Origin of the sequence: Streptomyces sp. TLI_55, assembly GCF_900206255.1 — a bacterium.
GTDB classification, from domain to species: Bacteria; Actinomycetota; Actinomycetes; order Streptomycetales; family Streptomycetaceae; genus Streptomyces; species Streptomyces aquilus.
In genome coordinates this window covers 8,517,661-8,534,759 of sequence record NZ_OAOJ01000001.1, presented here as the reverse complement: position 1 = coordinate 8,534,759, position 17,099 = coordinate 8,517,661, and the positions used below count along the sequence as shown (strand labels likewise).

Annotated in this window: 12 protein-coding genes; 3 read left to right on the top strand and 9 right to left on the bottom strand. The window is 71.2% G+C overall.

The annotated features are described in order from the left end of the window. Window positions 1-16: 16 nt before the first annotated feature. Window positions 17-2,104: an NAD-dependent DNA ligase LigA gene (gene ligA / locus CRP56_RS39100; protein WP_179851227.1), complete on the top strand. Its 2,088-nt coding sequence runs from the start codon at window positions 17-19 to the stop codon at window positions 2,102-2,104. Window positions 2,105-2,143: 39 nt separating this feature from the next. On the opposite strand, the gene CRP56_RS39095 is transcribed toward ligA, so the two are convergent. Then, complete coding sequence (locus CRP56_RS39095; RefSeq protein ID WP_097272290.1) at window positions 2,144-2,830, bottom strand: TetR/AcrR family transcriptional regulator; 687 nt, start codon at window positions 2,828-2,830, stop codon at window positions 2,144-2,146. A 53-nt stretch (window positions 2,831-2,883) separates the two neighbouring features. On the opposite strand from CRP56_RS39095, the gene CRP56_RS39090 reads away from it, so the two are divergent. Then, a complete protein-coding gene (locus tag CRP56_RS39090) occupies window positions 2,884-4,005 on the top strand; it encodes an FAD-dependent oxidoreductase (RefSeq protein ID WP_097272288.1) in 1,122 nt (373 codons plus the stop codon). A gap of 182 nt (window positions 4,006-4,187) precedes the next feature. Then, window positions 4,188-5,087 (top strand): NAD-dependent protein deacetylase, encoded by a 900-nt coding sequence (locus tag CRP56_RS39085; RefSeq protein ID WP_097272286.1) that lies wholly within the window; start codon window positions 4,188-4,190, stop codon window positions 5,085-5,087. Between the two features lie 69 nt (window positions 5,088-5,156). Here the strand turns inward: CRP56_RS39085 and CRP56_RS39080 are convergent, their stop codons facing one another. The 8 genes from CRP56_RS39080 to CRP56_RS39045 form a co-directional block, all read right to left on the bottom strand. Then, window positions 5,157-7,277 (bottom strand): PQQ-dependent sugar dehydrogenase, encoded by a 2,121-nt coding sequence (locus CRP56_RS39080; RefSeq protein WP_097272284.1) that lies wholly within the window; start codon window positions 7,275-7,277, stop codon window positions 5,157-5,159. A gap of 38 nt (window positions 7,278-7,315) precedes the next feature. Further along, complete coding sequence (locus tag CRP56_RS39075; protein ID WP_097272282.1) at window positions 7,316-8,479, bottom strand: sugar phosphate isomerase/epimerase family protein; 1,164 nt, start codon at window positions 8,477-8,479, stop codon at window positions 7,316-7,318. Window positions 8,480-8,675: 196 nt separating this feature from the next. Continuing rightward, the gene (locus CRP56_RS39070) at window positions 8,676-9,827 is read right to left on the bottom strand and encodes an inositol-3-phosphate synthase (RefSeq protein ID WP_257041543.1); all 1,152 of its coding nucleotides are present in this window, start codon (window positions 9,825-9,827) and stop codon (window positions 8,676-8,678) included. Window positions 9,828-10,254: 427 nt separating this feature from the next. Continuing rightward, complete coding sequence (locus CRP56_RS39065) at window positions 10,255-11,517, bottom strand: Gfo/Idh/MocA family protein (protein WP_097274910.1); 1,263 nt, start codon at window positions 11,515-11,517, stop codon at window positions 10,255-10,257. 95 nt (window positions 11,518-11,612) lie between these two features. Next, the gene (locus CRP56_RS39060) at window positions 11,613-12,659 is read right to left on the bottom strand and encodes a substrate-binding domain-containing protein (protein WP_097272277.1); all 1,047 of its coding nucleotides are present in this window, start codon (window positions 12,657-12,659) and stop codon (window positions 11,613-11,615) included. 323 nt (window positions 12,660-12,982) lie between these two features. Beyond that, window positions 12,983-14,011, bottom strand: coding sequence for an ABC transporter permease (locus CRP56_RS39055; protein WP_097272275.1), 1,029 nt, complete (start codon window positions 14,009-14,011; stop codon window positions 12,983-12,985). Beyond that, window positions 14,008-15,531, bottom strand: a complete 1,524-nt coding sequence (locus CRP56_RS39050; protein ID WP_097272273.1) for a sugar ABC transporter ATP-binding protein — start codon at window positions 15,529-15,531, stop codon at window positions 14,008-14,010. The genes CRP56_RS39055 and CRP56_RS39050 overlap by 4 nt, the downstream gene beginning before the upstream one ends. A gap of 151 nt (window positions 15,532-15,682) precedes the next feature. Then, window positions 15,683-16,864, bottom strand: a complete 1,182-nt coding sequence (locus tag CRP56_RS39045) for an ROK family transcriptional regulator (protein WP_097272271.1) — start codon at window positions 16,862-16,864, stop codon at window positions 15,683-15,685. Window positions 16,865-17,099 lie beyond the last annotated feature (235 nt).

Below are 17,099 nucleotides of genomic sequence, written 5' to 3'. Positions count from 1 at the left end.
GTGCAAGATGATCCGCATGACGACACCAGCTGCACAGATCGTGGATGCCGCCGCCTACGCGCAGGCGGTCGAGGACGCGGTGAAGGCCGCGGCCGCCTACTACGAGGGCGGCACCTCGCCCCTGGACGACGACACCTACGACCGGCTGGTGCGCGGCATCGCGCAGTGGGAGGACGCCCACCCCGATCAGGTCCTCCCCGACTCCCCCACGGGCAAGGTCGCCGGCGGCGCGGTGGAGGGGGACGTCCCGCACACGGTGCCGATGCTCAGTCTCGACAACGTCTTCTCCGCCGAGGAGTTCACCACCTGGGCCGCCTCGCTGGCGCGCCGTATCGGCCATGACGTCACCCGTTTCAGCAGCGAGCCGAAGCTCGACGGGCTGGCGATCGCCGCCCGCTACACCCGCGGCCGCCTGAGACAGCTGATCACCCGCGGCGACGGCACGGCGGGGGAGGACGTCAGCCATGCGATCGGCACCATCGAGGGCCTGCCCGCCACCCTGTCCGAGCCGGTCACCGTGGAGGTCCGCGGCGAGGTCCTGATGACGACGGCCCAGTTCGAGCACGCCAACGAGGTGCGCACACAGCACGGCGGGCAGCCGTTCGCCAATCCGCGCAACGCCGCGGCCGGCACCCTGCGCGCCAAGGACCGCGCGTACACCGTGCCGATGACGTTCTTCGGCTACGGACTGCTCCCGCTGCCCGGTACCGACACCGCTCTCGCCGACCGGCTCGGCGAGAGCGCGCACAGTGAACTGATGGCGCAGGCCGCCGGGTTGGGGGTGAACACCACCGCGTCGACCGCCGTGCCCGGCACCACCGCAGACGGCGTCGAGGAGGTCCTGGCCCGGGTCGAGGAGATCGCCTCACTGCGCGCCGAGCTGCCGTTCGGGATCGACGGCGTCGTCATCAAGGCCGACCTGGCCGCAGACCAGCGGGCCGCCGGTTCCGGCAGCCGTGCCCCGCGATGGGCGATCGCCTACAAGCTGCCCGCCGTCGAGAAGATCACGCGGCTGCTGGACGTGGAGTGGAACGTGGGCCGCACCGGCATCATCGCCCCGCGCGCGGTTCTGGAACCGGTCGAGATCGACGGCTCCACCATCACCTACGCCACCCTGCACAATCCGGCCGACATCACCCGGCGCGACCTGCGCCTGGGCGACCACGTCATGGTCTACCGGGCCGGTGACGTCATCCCCCGCGTCGAGGCCCCCGTCGCCCATCTGCGCACCGGCGACGAGCAGCCCATCGCCTTCCCCGAGGTGTGCCCGCGCTGCGGATCGGACATCGACACCAGCGAGCAGCGCTGGCGCTGTACCAACGGCCGCAACTGCCACCTGGTCGCCTCCCTCTCCTACGCCGCGGGCCGCGACCAGCTCGACATCGAGGGTCTGGGCCACACCCGGGTCGTCCAGCTCGTCGACGCCGGCCTGGTCGCCGATCTCGCCGATCTCTTCACCCTCACCCGCGAGCAGCTCCTGGCCCTGGAGCGGATGGGCGAGACCAGCACCGACAACCTGCTGGCCGCGCTGACCACGGCCAAGGGCCGGCCGCTGTCCCGGGTGCTGTGCGCGCTCGGGGTGCGGGGCACCGGACGGTCGATGTCCCGGCGGATCGCCCGCCACTTCGCGACCATGGACCGCATCCGGGCCGCCGACGCCGAGGCGATGCAGGAGGTGGAGGGCATCGGCACGGAGAAGGCGCCGTCCATCGTCGCCGAACTCGCCGAGCTGGCCCCGCTCATCGACAAGCTCGTCGCGGTCGGGGTCAACATGACCGAGCCCGGCGCGACGCCGCCGCCCGCGGCGGACGCCGACCCTGCCGAAGTACCCGGGGACGCCATGGCCGCGGACCTGCCGCTGGCGGGGATGACCGTCGTCGTCACCGGCTCGATGACCGGCCCTCTCGAAAAGCTCTCCCGCAACCAGATGAACGAGCTCATCGAACGGGCAGGCGGCCGCTCCTCCTCCAGCGTCTCCAAGAAGACGGCCCTGGTGGTCGCCGGAGAGGGCGCGGGCTCCAAGCGCGCCAAGGCCGAGGACCTCGGCATCCGGTTGGCGGCGCCGGACGAGTTCGCCGCGCTCGTCGCCGACTTCCTGCCCTGATCTGCCCACGGCCCCCTTCGGGGGTCTTGGCGGAGGCGCTCAGGACCGGGCGAGTTTGGCGGCCACGGCGTCGAGGACCCAGTCCAGGCCGGTCTCGAAGGATTCCTCGGCATCCACGTGGGTGGCCTCGTGCACGGCCTTGGACAGCGCCGGGAAGCGTCCTGTGGCCAGCATCCTCGTCACGTGCGGGCCGTTGGCGCGCTGCCAGTCGCTCTTGGACAGGCCCGTGGCGCGCTCGGCCCGCAGGTTCGCCACCTCGCGTCGGATCGCACCGGTGGTGTAGGCGCTCACCGTCTCCGCGGCGCGCATCACGGTGTCGATGTCGGCGAGGCCGTCCAGGGCGGCCAGTCGGGCCTCGGTCACGGCGAGGCCGTTCGGGCCCAGGGCCGGACGGCCGCCGAGCAGGTCGGCCAGCCATTCGTGGCGAAGCACGGCCTGCCTGGTGCGGCGGGCGAGGACGCGCAGCGTCTCCCGCCAGTCCCCGGGTGGCACCTCGGGGAGGATCTCGGCCTGGACCTCGTCCACCATGAGGTCGAACAGCTCCTCCTTGGTGGCGATGTAGCCGTACAGCCGCATCGGTCCGGCCTTCAGCCGGGCGGCGACCTTGCGCAGCGACACCTCGTCCAGTCCACCCTCGTCGGCCAGCTCGACGGCGGCGGCGACGATCCGCTCCCTGTCGAGCGGCACGGGGCGCGTCGGCGGCTCCGGCCGGTCCCACACAGTCATGGTCACATCGTACTGTTGCGATGCAGCGTATCGAACCAATACAGTGTATCAACATGAGGCATCGTATCGCCGTGGTCGGAGCCGGTCCCTCCGGTCTCACGTTCGCCCGTGTCCTGCACCGCCATGGCCACTCCGTCACCGTCTTCGAACGCGATCCCGCTCCCGATGCCCGCCCTCCGGGCGGCACGCTGGACCTGCAGGCCGGGTTGGGGCAGCTGGCCCTGGACAAGGCGGGGCTGCTGGCGGAGTTCCGGACGCTGTCCCGCCCCGAGGGGCAGGCCATGCGGATCCTGGACACGGACGGGACCGTCCTGCGCGACTGGCGCCCCCGGCCGGGCGACGAGGCCAATCCCGAGATCGACCGGGGGCAGCTCCGCGACCTGCTGCTCGGCCCGCTCGACGTCCGGTGGGGTCGGGGTGTGGCAGAGGTGGTGCCCAAAGCCCCCGCCGACGGCGTGCTCGTCCGGTTCGAGGACGGGCGACAGGAGGTGTACGACCTCGTGATCGGCGCGGACGGCGCCTGGTCCCGGGTCCGTCCGGCCGTTTCGCCGGTGACGCCGCACTACACGGGGGTCACCGCGGTGGAGACCGCCCTCGACGACATCGACACCCGCCATCCCGACCTCGCCCGGCTGATCGGTGACGGCTCCCTGGCCGTGTACGGGGTGAACCGAGGTCTCGTCGCCCAGCGCAACAGCGGTGGCCACGCCAAGGTGTACGCCCAGTTCCGGGTGCCGCTGGACTGGCACAGGGACCTGGACCTGTCCGACGTCGAGTCCGTCCGCGCCAGTCTCCTGGCCCTGTTCGACGGCTGGGCCGCTCCCGTCCTCGAACTCCTGCGCCGCGGCACCGTTTTCACCCCTCGCACGCTGTACGTCCTGCCCGTGTCCCACACCTGGGCCCACGTCCCCGGCGTGACGCTCCTGGGCGATGCCGCCCACCTGATGCCGCCGCTTGGGGCGGGCGCGAATCTCGCGATGCTGGAGGGCGCCGAACTCGCCGAAGCCATCGCCGCCCAGCCCGAGGACCTGGACAAGGTCGTCCGCGCCTTCGAGGAACAGATGTGGGCACGAGCGGGCCGATGGGCGCAGAGGACGGCGGCCGGCCTGGAACGTCTCGTGAGCCCCGACCCCGCCCGGGCCGTCGCCGTTTTCGACGAGGTCCAGCCGTCGTGACGTGCTGATGGACGGCTGCCGAGCCGAGGTCGGTCAGGCGGGTCATTGGGGTGTGACCTGGCAGCCGTCGGGGTCGGCGAAGGTGAAGGTCCGGCCGAAGGGGCCGGCGTCGACCTGGAGACGTCACTGGGCTACAGGTCGCGGCACGCGGAAACCGAGCGCGGTTCCGTACGCTGGCGGACATGCGGATGCGTCCCACCCTTCACTGGACCCCTCCCTCCGACCTGCCGCCGGGCACCACGGATCTGCGGCCGGTGGTCGAGGCGGTGCGTGCCGGTGGTGTCCTCGTGCTGAGTGGGGCGGGCATCTCCACGGAGTCGGGCATCCCCGCCTACCGGGGCGAGGGCGGAAGTCTCAGCCGGCACACCCCGATGACGTACCAGGACTTCACCTCCAGCCCGCGTGCCCGGCAGCGGTACTGGGCGCGCAGTCATCTCGGGTGGCGTACGTTCGGCCGCGCGCTGCCCAACGCCGGTCACCGGGCCGTGGCCGCGTTCGCGCGGCACGGGGTGCTGTCGGGTGTGATCACGCAGAACGTCGACGGTCTGCACCAGGCCGCCGGCAGCGAGGGGGTCGTGGATCTGCACGGGCGGCTGGACCGGGTCGTGTGTCTGTCGTGCGGAGCGGACAGTCCGCGCCGCGATCTCGCCGTACGGCTGGAGGCGGCCAACGCCGGATTCGCGCCGACGGTCGCGGAGATCAATCCCGACGGTGACGCCGATCTCACCGATGACCAGGTCGGTGACTTCCGGGTGGTGCCCTGCGGGGAATGCGGCGGGGTGCTGAAGCCGGACGTGGTGTTCTTCGGTGAGCCGGTGCCGGTCCAGCGGATCGAGCAGTGCCGAAGGCTGGTCGCTGAGGCGTCCTCGCTGCTGGTGCTGGGCTCCTCGTTGACGGTCATGTCGGGGCTCAGATTCGTCCGCCAGGCGGCCCAGGCCGACCAGCGGGTGTTCATCATCAACCGGGATCCGACGCGGGGCGATCAGTTCGCCGTCACCCGCGTCGCGCTCCCCCTCGGGACCGCCCTCACGACCATCGCCGACCAGCTGGACATCGCCGTCGACGGACAGCCTGCGGCGTAGCGGGACACCGAGCGCGGGGCGCCCCCCCCTGAGGGCGCCCCGCTGGTGTGCTGTCCCGTCGTCAGTCGGTCAGTCCTCCGGGGTCAGGGCGACCTCGGCGCTGCCCGAGAGGGACGGCAGGCCCGCCGGGGGCGTGTCCGTGTAGCTTGCGTTGAAGACCGCCTTCAAGTTGTCCGAGCCGGAGTGACCGCCGTCCACGAACGTCTTGAAGGAGCCGGAGCAGCCGTTGCTGGTGGACAGCGGGTGGCCGTGCGTGTCGTGGCCGAGGATGAACGAGACGCTGACCTTGGCGCAGTCCACCGGCTGGTCGTCCGTGACGGTGACCTGCCAGGTGACCGTGTCCCCCCAGTGGAACGGGGTGCCTCCGTGCGGGGCCGGGTCGGTGGTGAGCGAGACGACCGGCGCCTTGTTGCCGACGACGACCGGAAGGGAGGCGGAGGCCGAGCGGCCGGTGCTGTCGGTGACGTTCAGCGTGGCGTCGTAGACCCCGTTCTTGTCGAAGGTGTGCGTCGGGTTGGCCTCCCTGGAGTCCACGGTGCCGTCGGCGTCGAAGTCCCAGGCGTAGCGCAGGGCGTCGCCGTCGGCGTCCTTGGTGCCGGCGCTGGAGAACCGGACCGCCAGCGGGCTGGTGCCGTTGACGACGTCGGCCGCGACCTTGGGCTCCGGGGTGCGGTTGCCGCGGACGAAGTCGATGCGGGAGAGCTGGGCCTCGGGCAGCTCCGCGAAGTACCCGGTGCCGTACTCCAGGACGTAGAGCGCCCCGTCGGGGCCGAACTCGGCGTCGATCGGGCCGTCCGTGGTGATCCCGGGGATCGCGTCCTCGATCTTCAGGACCTCGTTGTTCTTGCCGAGGGTCAGTGCTTTCATCTGGTCGCGGGTCCACTCGTAGAAGAGCGGCTTGCCGTCGAAGTACTGGGGCCAGCGGTTGGCGGCCTTGTTGTGCTTGTCGTAGCGGTAGGCCGGGCCGCCCATGGGGCCGATGCCGCCGGTGCCGAGTTCGGGGAACTTCGGGGTGGCGCCGTAGCCGTAGACGATCTCCGCGTTCTCGACCGGGGGCAGCACGCTGCGGCCGGTGTTGTGGCGGGAGTCGTTGACGGGCTTGGCGCAGTCGAAGGCGCCGCTGGAGGTCTGGGTGGCGAAGTCGTAGTCCTGGTAGGGCTGGTCCGTGGTCACGCAGTACGGCCAGCCGTAGTTGGCGGGGCGGTCGATGACCATCCAGCGGCCCTGGCCGGCGGGGCCGCGGCCCGGGTTGGCGGTGTTGGCGTCGGGTGAGTAGTCGGCGACGTAGACCTCATCGGTCTTGTCGTCCACGCCGAAGCGGAAGGGGTTGCGCAGGCCCATGGCGTAGATCTCGGGCCGGGTCTTCGCGGTGCCCGGCGCGAAGAGGTTGCCGTCGGGTATCGCGTAGCCGCCGTGGCGCTTGACCTTGATGCGCAGGACCTTGCCGCGCAGGTCGTTGGTGTTGCCCGCGGTGCGGCGCGCGTCGTAGGCGGGGTTGCGGTCGGGGCGGTCGTCGAGCGGGGCGTAGCCGTCGGAGGAGAACGGGTTGGAGTCGTCGCCGGTCGACAGGAACAGGTTGCCCTTGTGGTCGAAGTCGATCTTGCCGCCGACGTGGCAGCAGATGCCGCGGTCGGCGGGCACGTCGAGGATCTTCTGCTCGGTGTTGTAGTCGAGCTTGTTGCCGACGAGCTTGAACCGCGAAAGCCGGGTGACGCCCTTGTACTTGGCGAAGTCCGCGGCCGTGCCGAACTGCGGCGCGTCACCCTCGTTGACGCCCGGGGTGGCGGGGTCGTCCATGGGGGTGTCGAGGCGGGGCGAGTAATAGAGGTAGACCCAGTGGTTCTTGGCGAAGCCGGGGTCAACGGCGATGCCCTGCACGCCTTCCTCGTCGTGCTGGTAGAGCCCGGCGGGGCTCTTCTTCATGTCGGCGGCGAGGAAGTTGACGCCGCTCTTGGGGTCGTGGATGCGGACCTCGCCGGTGCGTGCCGTGTGCAGCACCCGCCGGTCGGGCAGGACGGCCAGGGCCATGGGCTCGCCCGGGCGGTCGTTGAGGGTGACCTTCTGGAAGTCCGACGAGGTCGGCGGTGTGGGGTCCGACGGGTGGGCCTGGGCTGCGGGAAGCGGCAGCAGCCCGACGGCTCCGGCCAGCGCGCCCGCCCCGAGCAGGGTGACGATCCGTCTGTTACGCACTCAGAACTCCTTTGATCTGACCAGCGGGTGACGTTGCGTCAGTTGCAGGCGCGCAGGGCCGCGAGGTTGTCGTAGCCGATCTTGGCGAAGTCCAGGGACTGGCCGGGCACGGTCGTGCTCGGTGCGTTGTCCTGCTCGACCATCGGGTTGTGGTAGTTCTTCGCGCCCACCCGGGTGAAGAACTTCTGGTAGTCGATGTCGCCCGTGCCGAAGGGCACCATGTCGTAGCCCAGGCCGCTCTGGAGGTTCACGACGCCGTCCTTGGCGTGGAAGAGCGGGAAGCGGTTGGTGTTGCGGGCCACGAGCGCGGCCGGGTCGAACACGTCCTCGCGCTGTGAGCCGTCGTGGGCGGTGTACGTGTGGAACTTGTACTGGGCCACGTGGGCCCAGAACACGTCCAGTTCCAGGTACACGTTCTTGCGGTCCGTCACCTTCAGGAAGTACTCCAGCTTGCGGATGCCGGAGCTGCGGGTCGGGTTGCCCTGGGCGTCGAGCGGGCCGCCGTCGAGCAGGAAGTCGTAGGCCGCGTCGTGGTTGTGGGTGTAGAGCTTGATGCCCTCGCGGCGGGCGATGGCGCCCAGGGTGTTCCACTTCTCCGCGGCCACGTCCCAGTCCGCGCGATAGCGGGTGTTGGTGGGGTCGGCGCCGGTCCCCATGTGTTCCATGCCGAGGATGTTGGCGATCTCCAGGAAACGCTTGAACGTGTCGAGGTCGGACGAGGTCAGCGGCCAGGACGGCGGGATGTAGCCGTGGCTGCCCTGGGCCCGCAGGCCGTACTCGTCGAGCCAGGAGCGCAGGAGCTTCGCGCCCGCCACCGTGCCCAGGTCGGCGCCGCCGGGCGCGTTGGCGTGCTGGCCGTAGCCGGCGAACTCCACCTGGCGGTAGCCGAACCGGGACAGCTGCCGGAACACCTCGCGGAAACCGGAGGGCAGGTCGGAGGCGAGCGGGTCGCGGGCGACGGCGTCACGGACGGTGTAGAGGATGATGCCGCGCTTGTGCGGGGGCACCAGAGCGGAACGTCCCCGGTCACCGGCGGCGGCTTCTGATCTGTCCTGCGCGAGCGCGGGTGAGGCGCCGAAGACCGGGGCGGCGATCGCCACGGCGGCGGTGGCGGTGCAGGTGCTGAGGAAACGGCGGCGGCTGACGCCGAGCGTGCGGCGCAGGGCGTCGCCGGTGACGGCTTCGTCGTTGAACGCGGTCACAGGGGTCTCACTTTCGTTGTCGCGATGCTGCGGGTGCCTGACGGACGCCGGCGCACAAGGGGGCCGGCGAGCCGCTGGAGGTGGCCGCTGGGCGGCCGAACACTGCGCGCGGGGGGTGGAGTTCAGAACGAGCGGACCTTCGTCGTCGCTCGTGAGAGGACGCGGCCGTGGGCTGCTGCCGCGCGGGGATGACGGATCAAGAAGCGTTCCGCAGCCGGTCGGCGAACGACAGCAGCGCGGTGAACTGCTCCGTCAGTCCCGACGGGCCCGCGTCGGGGTCCTTGAAGTAGAAGCCCAGCTCCGGGAGGGGGCCGGACAGGCCCGCCTCGTGGGCGCGGGCGACCAGACGGGCCAGGTCCAGCACGAGGGGTGCGGCCAGCGCGGAGTCGCAGCCCTGCCAGATGGTCTGGAGGATCATGCGCGAGCCGAGGAAGCCCTCGAAGGCGACGTGGTCCCAGGCGGTCTTCCAGTCGCCGAGCACGGGGACGTCGTCGATGTGGACCTCGCCCTGCGGGGTGTGCCCGAGGGTGTCGGCCAGGACGCGTTCCTTGCCGGCGTTCTTCGCCGCCGCCGCGCCCGGGTCGGCCAGCGCCGCCCCGTCGCCGCCGCCCAGCAGGTTGGTGCCGGACCAGGCCCTGACGTGCAGGGCGCGTTGGACGAACATCGGGGCGAGCGCGGCCCGCAGCAGCGTCTGGCCGGTCTTGCCGTCGCGGCCCGCGTGGGGAAGTCCGGCGGCCGCGGCGGCCTCGGTCAGGGCCGGGGTGCGCAGCCCGGTGGACGGCGTGAAGTTGACGTAGGGGCAGCCGGCGCGCACGGCGGCGGCCGCGTAGAGGGAGCTGGCCGGCAGCCGTACGGCGTCCGGTGCGGGCAGCGGCTCCGTGGAGGAGACGTTGACCACGACCACGCGGGCCAGTGCGTGGCGCTCGCGGAAGGCGGTGAGGTCGGCGGCGAAGTCGGCGATGAGCTCCTCGTCGCCGCGCGGGTCGTCCGCGAGCGGGCCGCCGATGCGTATCTCCTCGTCGGCGGCGCGGAGTTCGGCGCGTACGGCGGGGGCGAGCCCGTGCGGCAGGACGCCTGCCTCGGTGAGCTGCTCGGCCCGCTTGGGCAGCGGGCAGTGGGTGGTGTCGTGGCCGCCGAAGACGAGGGCGGACAGGGCCGGCAGACCGGCGCCGTCGAACGGCTGTGTCTCGGTGACCATGCCGGTCGGCGGGTGCAGTCGGGCGGTGACCGCCGCGCATCCGGTGACGGCGGTGGTGGCGACCGATCCGCGGGCTCCGACGAACCAGACGCCGGTGCGCGCGGGGCGCTCGCCGGTCGGGGGCTGCGATGCGTTCACGTCGTTGTTCACGAACTGCCTCCCTGCCATGTCGCTGTGCCGAGGTGATGTGGAGGACGGTGGGTGGGGGCTCGGAGGCCTCCCGCCCACCGCCGGCATTCGGGCGGCTTTGGCCGCGGTCCGGGAGGGCTGCTCCCGGCTGCGGTTACGGCGTGCGGGTGAGCGGCGAAGGGCCGCGGGGGGTGAAGTGCGGGATACCTGGGGGCTCTTGGCCCTGCGCGGTGCGGGACGTCCTCGGTAAGTCGGTCTCGGGGGCGGGGGGTCGGCCGTACGACCTGTTGGCGCCGTCAGTGTCGAACCACTGTGTGGTTCCTGTGCACGAAAGGGACCGTAGCCCCGTTCGTCCGTGGCGGGAACCCCTTGTGCACGAAGAAGGCGAACTTCTTCCCGGACGAGGACAAAGCGGGGTTGGAGGTAGGCAACCCCGCTTCAGCGTGGGTCAGTTGCCGCCACCTGCGAAGGCGGCGTCGAAGGAGGTGGTCGGGGGGTGAACGGGCGTGTAGACGGAGTTCTTCTCGGCGCTCTCCTCCACGGCGGCGAGCACCCGCTGCACCTGGAGGCCGTCCGCGAAGGACGGCATCGGGTCGGTGCCGGTCGCGATGGCCTCGACGAGGTCGCGGGCCTGGTGGACGAAGCTGTGCTCGTAGCCGAGGCCGTGGCCCGGCGGCCACCAGCCCTCCAGGTAGGGGTGATCCGGTTCGGTGACGACGATCCTGCGGAACCCCGCGGTCGCGGCGGGCTCCTGGTGGTCGTGGAAGGACAGTTCGTTGAGCCGCTCCAGGTCGAAGGCGAGGGAACCCAGCTCGCCGTTCACCTCCAGCCGCAGCGCGTTCTTGCGGCCCGACGCCATCCGGGTGGCCTCGAACACGGCGAGCGTCCCCGAGGAGAACCGGCCGGTGAAGACGGCCGCGTCATCCACCGTCACCGGCCCGCGCCGGGAGCCGCCGGAAGCGGTCAGGCCGGAGGAGGCACCGTCCAGGCGCGGACGCTCCTTGATGAACGTCTCCACCTGGGCGGAGACCCCGACCAGCGGCTCCCCCGTCAGATACTGCGCGAGGTCGACGATGTGCGCGCCCAGGTCGCCGAGCGCCCCCGACCCGGCATGCTCCCGCTGAAGCCGCCAGGTGAGCGGGAAGTCGGGGTCGACCAGCCAGTCCTGGAGATAGCTGACCCGCAGGTGACGCAGTGCTCCGAGCCTGCCGTCGGCGATGAGCCGGCGGGCGAAGGTGAGAGCGGGCACGCGCCGGTAGTTGAAGCCCACCATCGCCAACTGCCCCCGCGCCCGGGCCGCTTCGGCGGCCGCGACCATGGCCTCCGCCTCGGCGACCGAGTTGGCCAGCGGCTTCTCGCACAGCACGTGCTTGCCCGCCTCCAGTGCCGCGATGGCGATCTCCGCATGGCTGTCGCCCGGTGTGCAGACGTCGACGAGCTGGACGTCGTCGCGGGCGATGAGGGCGCGCCAGTCGGTCTCCGCCGCGGCCCAGCCGTGCTGGTCGGCCGCCGCCCGCACGGCGTGCACGTCGCGGCCGGCGATCGCGGCCAGGACCGGCCGCAGCGGCAGGTCGAACACGTGCCCAACGGTGCGCCATCCCTGGGAGTGGGCGGCGCCCATGAACGCGTAGCCGACCATTCCCACGCCGAGTGCCGGCGGTGCGGTCGGGTTGTCCCTCTGTTCGCTACGGGGTTCCACATGGGCTTCCATACGGGCTTCCTCACCGGCTTCCATACGGATTTCCTCCTCGTCGGAGCGTCACTGACTCGTCGCTGTGCTCGCGCGGGGCCCGCGGCCCGGCCCGGTCAGACGAAGCCGGTCGGCAGGTACTGGTCGACGTTGTCCTTGGTGACCACGGCCGAGTAGAGCGTCAACGAGGACGGGATCTCGAACTCGGCGAGGCCGCCGACGCCCTTGCTCTGCCCGAGGGCGCGGGCGAGGTCGATCGCGGAGGCGGCCATCGTGGGCGGGTACAGGACGGTCGCCTTGAGAACGCTGTTGTCGGCCTTGATGGCGTCCATCGCCGACTTGGCGCCCGCGCCGCCGACCATCAGGAAGTCGTCGCGGCCGGCCTGGTCGATGGCGCGCAGCGCGCCGACGCCCTGGTCGTCGTCGTGGTTCCAGAGGGCGTCGAAGTTCGACTGGGCCTGGAGGAGTTGGGCCATCTTGGCCTGCCCGGACTCGACCGTGAAGTCGGCCGCCTGACGGGCGACCTTCTTGATGTTCGGGTAGTTCTTCAGGGCGTCGTCGAAGCCCTTGGTGCGCTGCTGGGTCAGTTCGAGGTTGTCGAGGCCGGCGAGTTCGACGACCTTGGCGTTCTTCTTGCCCTTGAGCTGTTCGCCGATGTAGTGCCCGGCGTTGAGGCCCATGCCGTAGTTGTCGCCGCCGATCCAGCAGCGGTAGGCCTGCGGGGAGGCGAAGACGCGGTCGAGGTTGATGACGGGGATGCCGGCCCGCATGGCCTGGAGACCGACCTGGGTGAGGGCCTTGCCGTCGGCCGGGAGGATCACGAGGACGTCGACCTTCTTGTTGATCAGCGTCTGGATCTGGCCGATCTGGGCGGCGGTGTCGTTGGAGCCCTCGGTGATCTCCAGGGTGACGTCGGAGTACTTCTTCGCCCGGCTCTTGGCGTTGTCGTTGATGGCGTTGAGCCAGCCGTGGTCGGCCTGCGGGCCGGCGAAGCCGATGGTGACCTGCTTGCCGGGCTTGTCGTCGGCGACCGGGGCGTTGTCCGCGGCCGGTTCCTGGTCCTTGGTCTCGTTGCTGGTGCAGGCCGTCAGCAGCGCTCCGGCGGACACGGCTGCGGTGCCGAACAGCAGTGCTCTGCGGCTGGTGGCGGGGGTTCTTGCCATGGTGGATCGACCCTTCGACTGGGCGGTGAGCGTCAGGACGGGGTGGCGGGGGGCCGGACGGCGGTGTCAGGGGCCGCCGTCCGGCGGCGTACGGCACGGGCGGCGTCCTCGTGGCGCCGGCGTGCGGCGGGTGGCACGGGTGGCTTCTGGCGGCTCCGTGCGCGGTGCGGGCACGGCGGCTCCGAGCGGCTCCGCGCGACGTACGCGACGGGCGCCGTCAGGCCTCTCCGTGCGGGGCACGGCACAGTGGCTTCAGGCGGCTCCGTGCCGCGCACGGCACGAGCGTTGTCAGGCCGCTGCGTGTTGCGTACGGCACGGCGGCGTCAGGTGTCCCCGTGCGGTGAGCGGCGCTGGACCAGGACGGCGGCGACGATGATGGCGCCCTTCGCGATCTGCTGGACAGCGGTCTCGAGGTTGTTCAGGGCGAAGATGTTGGTGATCGTGGTGAAGATCAGCACGCCGAGGACGGAGCCGACGATCGTGCCGCGGCCGCCGCTGAGCAGCGTCCCGCCGATGATCGCCGCGGCGATGGCGTCCAACTCGTAGAGGTTGCCGTTGGTGTTCTGGCCCGAACCGGCGAGCACGATCAGCATGAAGGCGGCGATGCCGCAGCACAGTCCGGACAGCAGGTACAGGTACAGCCGCTGGCGGCGGACGTCGATGCCGGCCAGGCGTGCCGCCTCCGCGTTGCCGCCGACCGCGACGGTGCGCCGGCCGAAGGTGGTGCGGTTGAGCAGCAGCCAGCCGATGACGGTGACCGCGGCGAAGATCAGGACGAGGGGCGGGATGCCGAGGACGTAGGAGTCCCGGCCGCCGAGATCGAGCACCGACTGGACGGTCACGACCTGGGTGCTGCCGTCCGTGATCTGCAGGGCAAGGCCCCGGGCGGAGGCGAGCATGGCCAGCGTCGCGATGAACGGGACCATCCTGCCGTAGGCGATGAGCAGTCCGTTCACCAGTCCGCAGCCCACCCCGACGACCACGGCGGTGAAGAGGATGCCCGCGAAGCCGAAATCCTGTGTGGCCACGGTCGTCGCCCACACCGAGGCGAGCGCGACCATCGCGCCGACCGACAGGTCGATGCCGCCGCTGGTGATGACGAACGTCATGCCGACGGTGACGACGCCGATCACGGACGCCTGGGTGAGCACGAGTTGGAGGTTGCTGGTCGCCAGGAACTCGTCCGGCGCGGTGATCCCGCCGACCGCGACGAGGACGGCGAGGACTCCGAGCAGGGACAGGGTGCGCACGTCCCACCGCAGTCCGGTCAGGCGTGAACTCCCTTTCTTCTCCGGGGATTTCGCGGAGGACGTCGGCGCGTCCTTCGGCGCCGCGGTGGCCGGCTGCGTCATGACGTCGGGCTCCCTTCCATCACAAGATCGAGTACGCGGTGCTCGTCGAGCTCCCGGGCGTCCGCCGTGTGGACGACGCTGCCTTCGCGGAGCACGAGCACCCGGTCGGCGAGGCCCAGGACCTCGGGCACCTCGCTGGACACGAGGAGTACGGCCAGGCCCTCGTCGGCCAGCCGGCGGATCACGGCGTAGAGCTCGGCCCGGGCGCCGATGTCGACGCCCCTGGTCGGCTCGTCCAGCAGCAGGACCTTGCAGCCGCGCAGCAGCCAGCGGGCGAGCACCGCCTTCTGCTGGTTGCCGCCGGACAGGGTCCTGATCGCGGTGTCGGGGTTGTCCGGCCGCAGGGACAGTTCCCGGACGGCCTGGTGGGTCGCGGCGCGTTCGCCGCGCCGGTCGATCCAGCCCGCGCGGGCGAACCGGGACAGGGTGGAGACCGAGACGTTGCTGCTGACGGACTCCAGCATCAGCAGGGCCTGTGCCTTGCGTTCCTCGGGGGCGAGGCCGATGCCGGCGCGCACGGCGGCGCGCACGCTCCCGGGTCGCAGGGGGCTGCCGTCGACGAGCACCCGGCCGGCGTCGGGTTTGCGGGCCCCGTAGATCGTCTCCAGGATCTCGGAGCGCCCCGAGCCGACCAGTCCGGCCAGCCCGACGATCTCCCCGGGCCGCAGCTCCAGGTCGACGGGCGCGAACTCCCCTCGCCGGGTGAGCCCTTCGACCTTCAGCACCGGCTCCCGCTGCGCGGCGAACCCGGCCGCGGGGCGCTCGGGGAAGACGTACTCCACGTTCCGCCCGGTCATCAGGGCGACGACCTCGTGGGTGGGGGTCGACTCGGCGGGCAGGCCGCCCGCGACCGAGCGGCCCTCCTTGAGGACGGTGACCCGGTCGCCGATGCGGCGGATCTCCTCCAGGCGGTGCGAGATGTAGATGACGGCGACGCCTTCGGCGGTCAGATCGGCGACGATCCTGAAGAGGTTGTCGACCTCTTCGGGGTCGAGCGCCGCCGACGGCTCGTCCATCACGATCAGCCGCACCTCGTGGGAGAGGGCGCGGGCCATGGAGACGATCTGCTGCTGGGCCGCGGACAACTCGCCGACGAGCCGGGCGGGTTCGATCTCCGAGTGGCCGAGGCGTCGCAACAGTCGCGCGGTCGCGGTGCGGGCGGCGGCGCCGCGCACGACGAATCCGGCGGAGGTGGGTTCGTGTCCGAGGAAGACGTTCTCGGCGACGGACAGGCCCTCGATCAGGTCGAGTTCCTGGTAGATGGTGGCGATGCCGAGGCGCATGGCGGCGATCGGTGACCCCAGGGTGACGGGCTCGCCCCGCCAGGTGATCTCACCGTCGTCGGGCTGGTGGGCGCCGGCGAGCACTTTGATCAGTGTGGACTTGCCGGCGCCGTTCTGGCCGAGGAGGCAGTGGACTTCACCTGCCTCGACCTCGAGGTCCACGCCGTCGAGGGCGCGGACGCCCGGGAAGGACTTGGTGATGCCGGACATGGTGAGCAGGGGTGGTTGTGGTGCCATGAGTTATCCCCTCGGCGGATGCGGGCCGTGAGTGGGCAGGGCTGGGCTGGGAAGGGCGGAGCAAGGCAGAGCAGGGGCAGGCCTGAGGGCCGTGCGGGCCCTCACCGACGTGAGGTCACACGTGTGGTGCTACGCCGTCCTCCGGCGCCGGTCAGGCCGGCGAGAAGACGTGGTCGCTGATGAGGCGGGCGGCACCGATGGCTCCGGCCACCGGCCCCAACTCCCCTAGTACGATCGGCAGGTTGCCCGTGGCCAGCGGCAGGGACTGCCGGTACACCTGGGTCCGGACACTGGCCAGCAACGTGTGACCCAGTCCGGTCACACCTCCGCCGATGACCACCAGTCCCGGGTTGAAGAAACTGACGAGTCCGGCGACGACCTGTCCCAGACGTTGGCCGCCCTCCCGGATGAGTTCCAGAGCCACCGTGTCCCCCGCCGCGGCGGCGGCCGACACATCCGCGGCGGTCAGGCTTCCCGCTGTCTCCAGCCGGGTGGCGAGATACGCCGACCGGCCCTCGCGGGCGGCCTGTTCCGCGTCCTCGGCCAGCGCGGCCCCGCTGAAGTGGGCTTCCAGGCAGCCCCGGTTGCCGCAGGCACAGGGCCGCCCGTCGGGCACCGCCTGGATGTGCCCGATGTCGCCCGCGCTGCCGGTGACACCCCGGTGGACACCCCCGCCCACCACGATGCCGCAGCCGATACCGGTACCGATCTTCACGCACAGGAAGTCACCCACGGAACGGGCCACACCCGCGTGCTGCTCCCCCATCGCCATCAGGTTCACGTCGTTGTCGACCATCACCGGACAGCCCAGCTCCTGACTGAGCGCCTCCCGCACCGGGAAGCCGTCCCAGCCCGGCATGATCGGCGGCGCCACCGGCACACCCTCGGGAAAACGGACCGGCCCCGGAACACCGATGCCGGCGCCGTCGAAACCCTCCGCGAGCCCGGCCGCCTTCAACTTGGCGGCCATGGACAGGACTTGCTCGAACACGGCGACCGGACCCTCGCGGACGTCCATGGGCTGGTTGAGATGGCCCAGGACCTCCAACTCCGCGTTGGTTATGGCGACATCGACCGAAGTCGCGCCGATGTCGACACCGAGGAACCGCAGCCCCGGGTTGAGCCGGATGTTGTGCGACCGACGGCCGCCGCGGGACGGAGCGAGCCCGTCCGCGACCACCAGCCCGGTCTCCAGCAGCCGGTCCACCTCCACGGCCAGCTTCGAACGGGACAGGTCCACCAAGTCGCCCAGCTGGGCTCGGGAGTTGGACCCGTTGTCACGCAGCAGACGAAGCAGCCGCGCCTGATGGGCGTTCTCAGGCCGAGCAGTCATCCGTCGCACGGTCCCTCCCCTCCTCACCCACGGCCGGGAACCAGGCGCCGTCTCCACCGACCGCGCCACCCAGGCTGTCGGAGAGGAACGTAACAACCATTTTCCAGACTGGGAAGTACTTACGCAGGAGTTGAGGCCTTCTTTTTCCACACTCAGGACAAAGTCCGGGATGCCTAGGGGCTGCGCAGGGCCGCCGCCCCCTGTGGAAGGGGACGGCGGCCCTCGTGTCTCGTGT

Coding starts and splice junctions, on each gene's coding strand:
- ligA (WP_179851227.1), top strand. CDS start 17: ATGACGACACCAGCTGCACAGATCGTGGATGCCGCCGCCTACGCGCAG.
- CRP56_RS39095 (WP_097272290.1), bottom strand. CDS start 2,830: ATGACTGTGTGGGACCGGCCGGAGCCGCCGACGCGCCCCGTGCCGCTC.
- CRP56_RS39090 (WP_097272288.1), top strand. CDS start 2,884: ATGAGGCATCGTATCGCCGTGGTCGGAGCCGGTCCCTCCGGTCTCACG.
- CRP56_RS39085 (WP_097272286.1), top strand. CDS start 4,188: ATGCGGATGCGTCCCACCCTTCACTGGACCCCTCCCTCCGACCTGCCG.
- CRP56_RS39065 (WP_097274910.1), bottom strand. CDS start 11,517: ATGGAAGCCCATGTGGAACCCCGTAGCGAACAGAGGGACAACCCGACC.
- CRP56_RS39060 (WP_097272277.1), bottom strand. CDS start 12,659: ATGGCAAGAACCCCCGCCACCAGCCGCAGAGCACTGCTGTTCGGCACC.
- CRP56_RS39055 (WP_097272275.1), bottom strand. CDS start 14,011: ATGACGCAGCCGGCCACCGCGGCGCCGAAGGACGCGCCGACGTCCTCC.
- CRP56_RS39050 (WP_097272273.1), bottom strand. CDS start 15,531: ATGGCACCACAACCACCCCTGCTCACCATGTCCGGCATCACCAAGTCC.
- CRP56_RS39045 (WP_097272271.1), bottom strand. CDS start 16,864: ATGACTGCTCGGCCTGAGAACGCCCATCAGGCGCGGCTGCTTCGTCTG.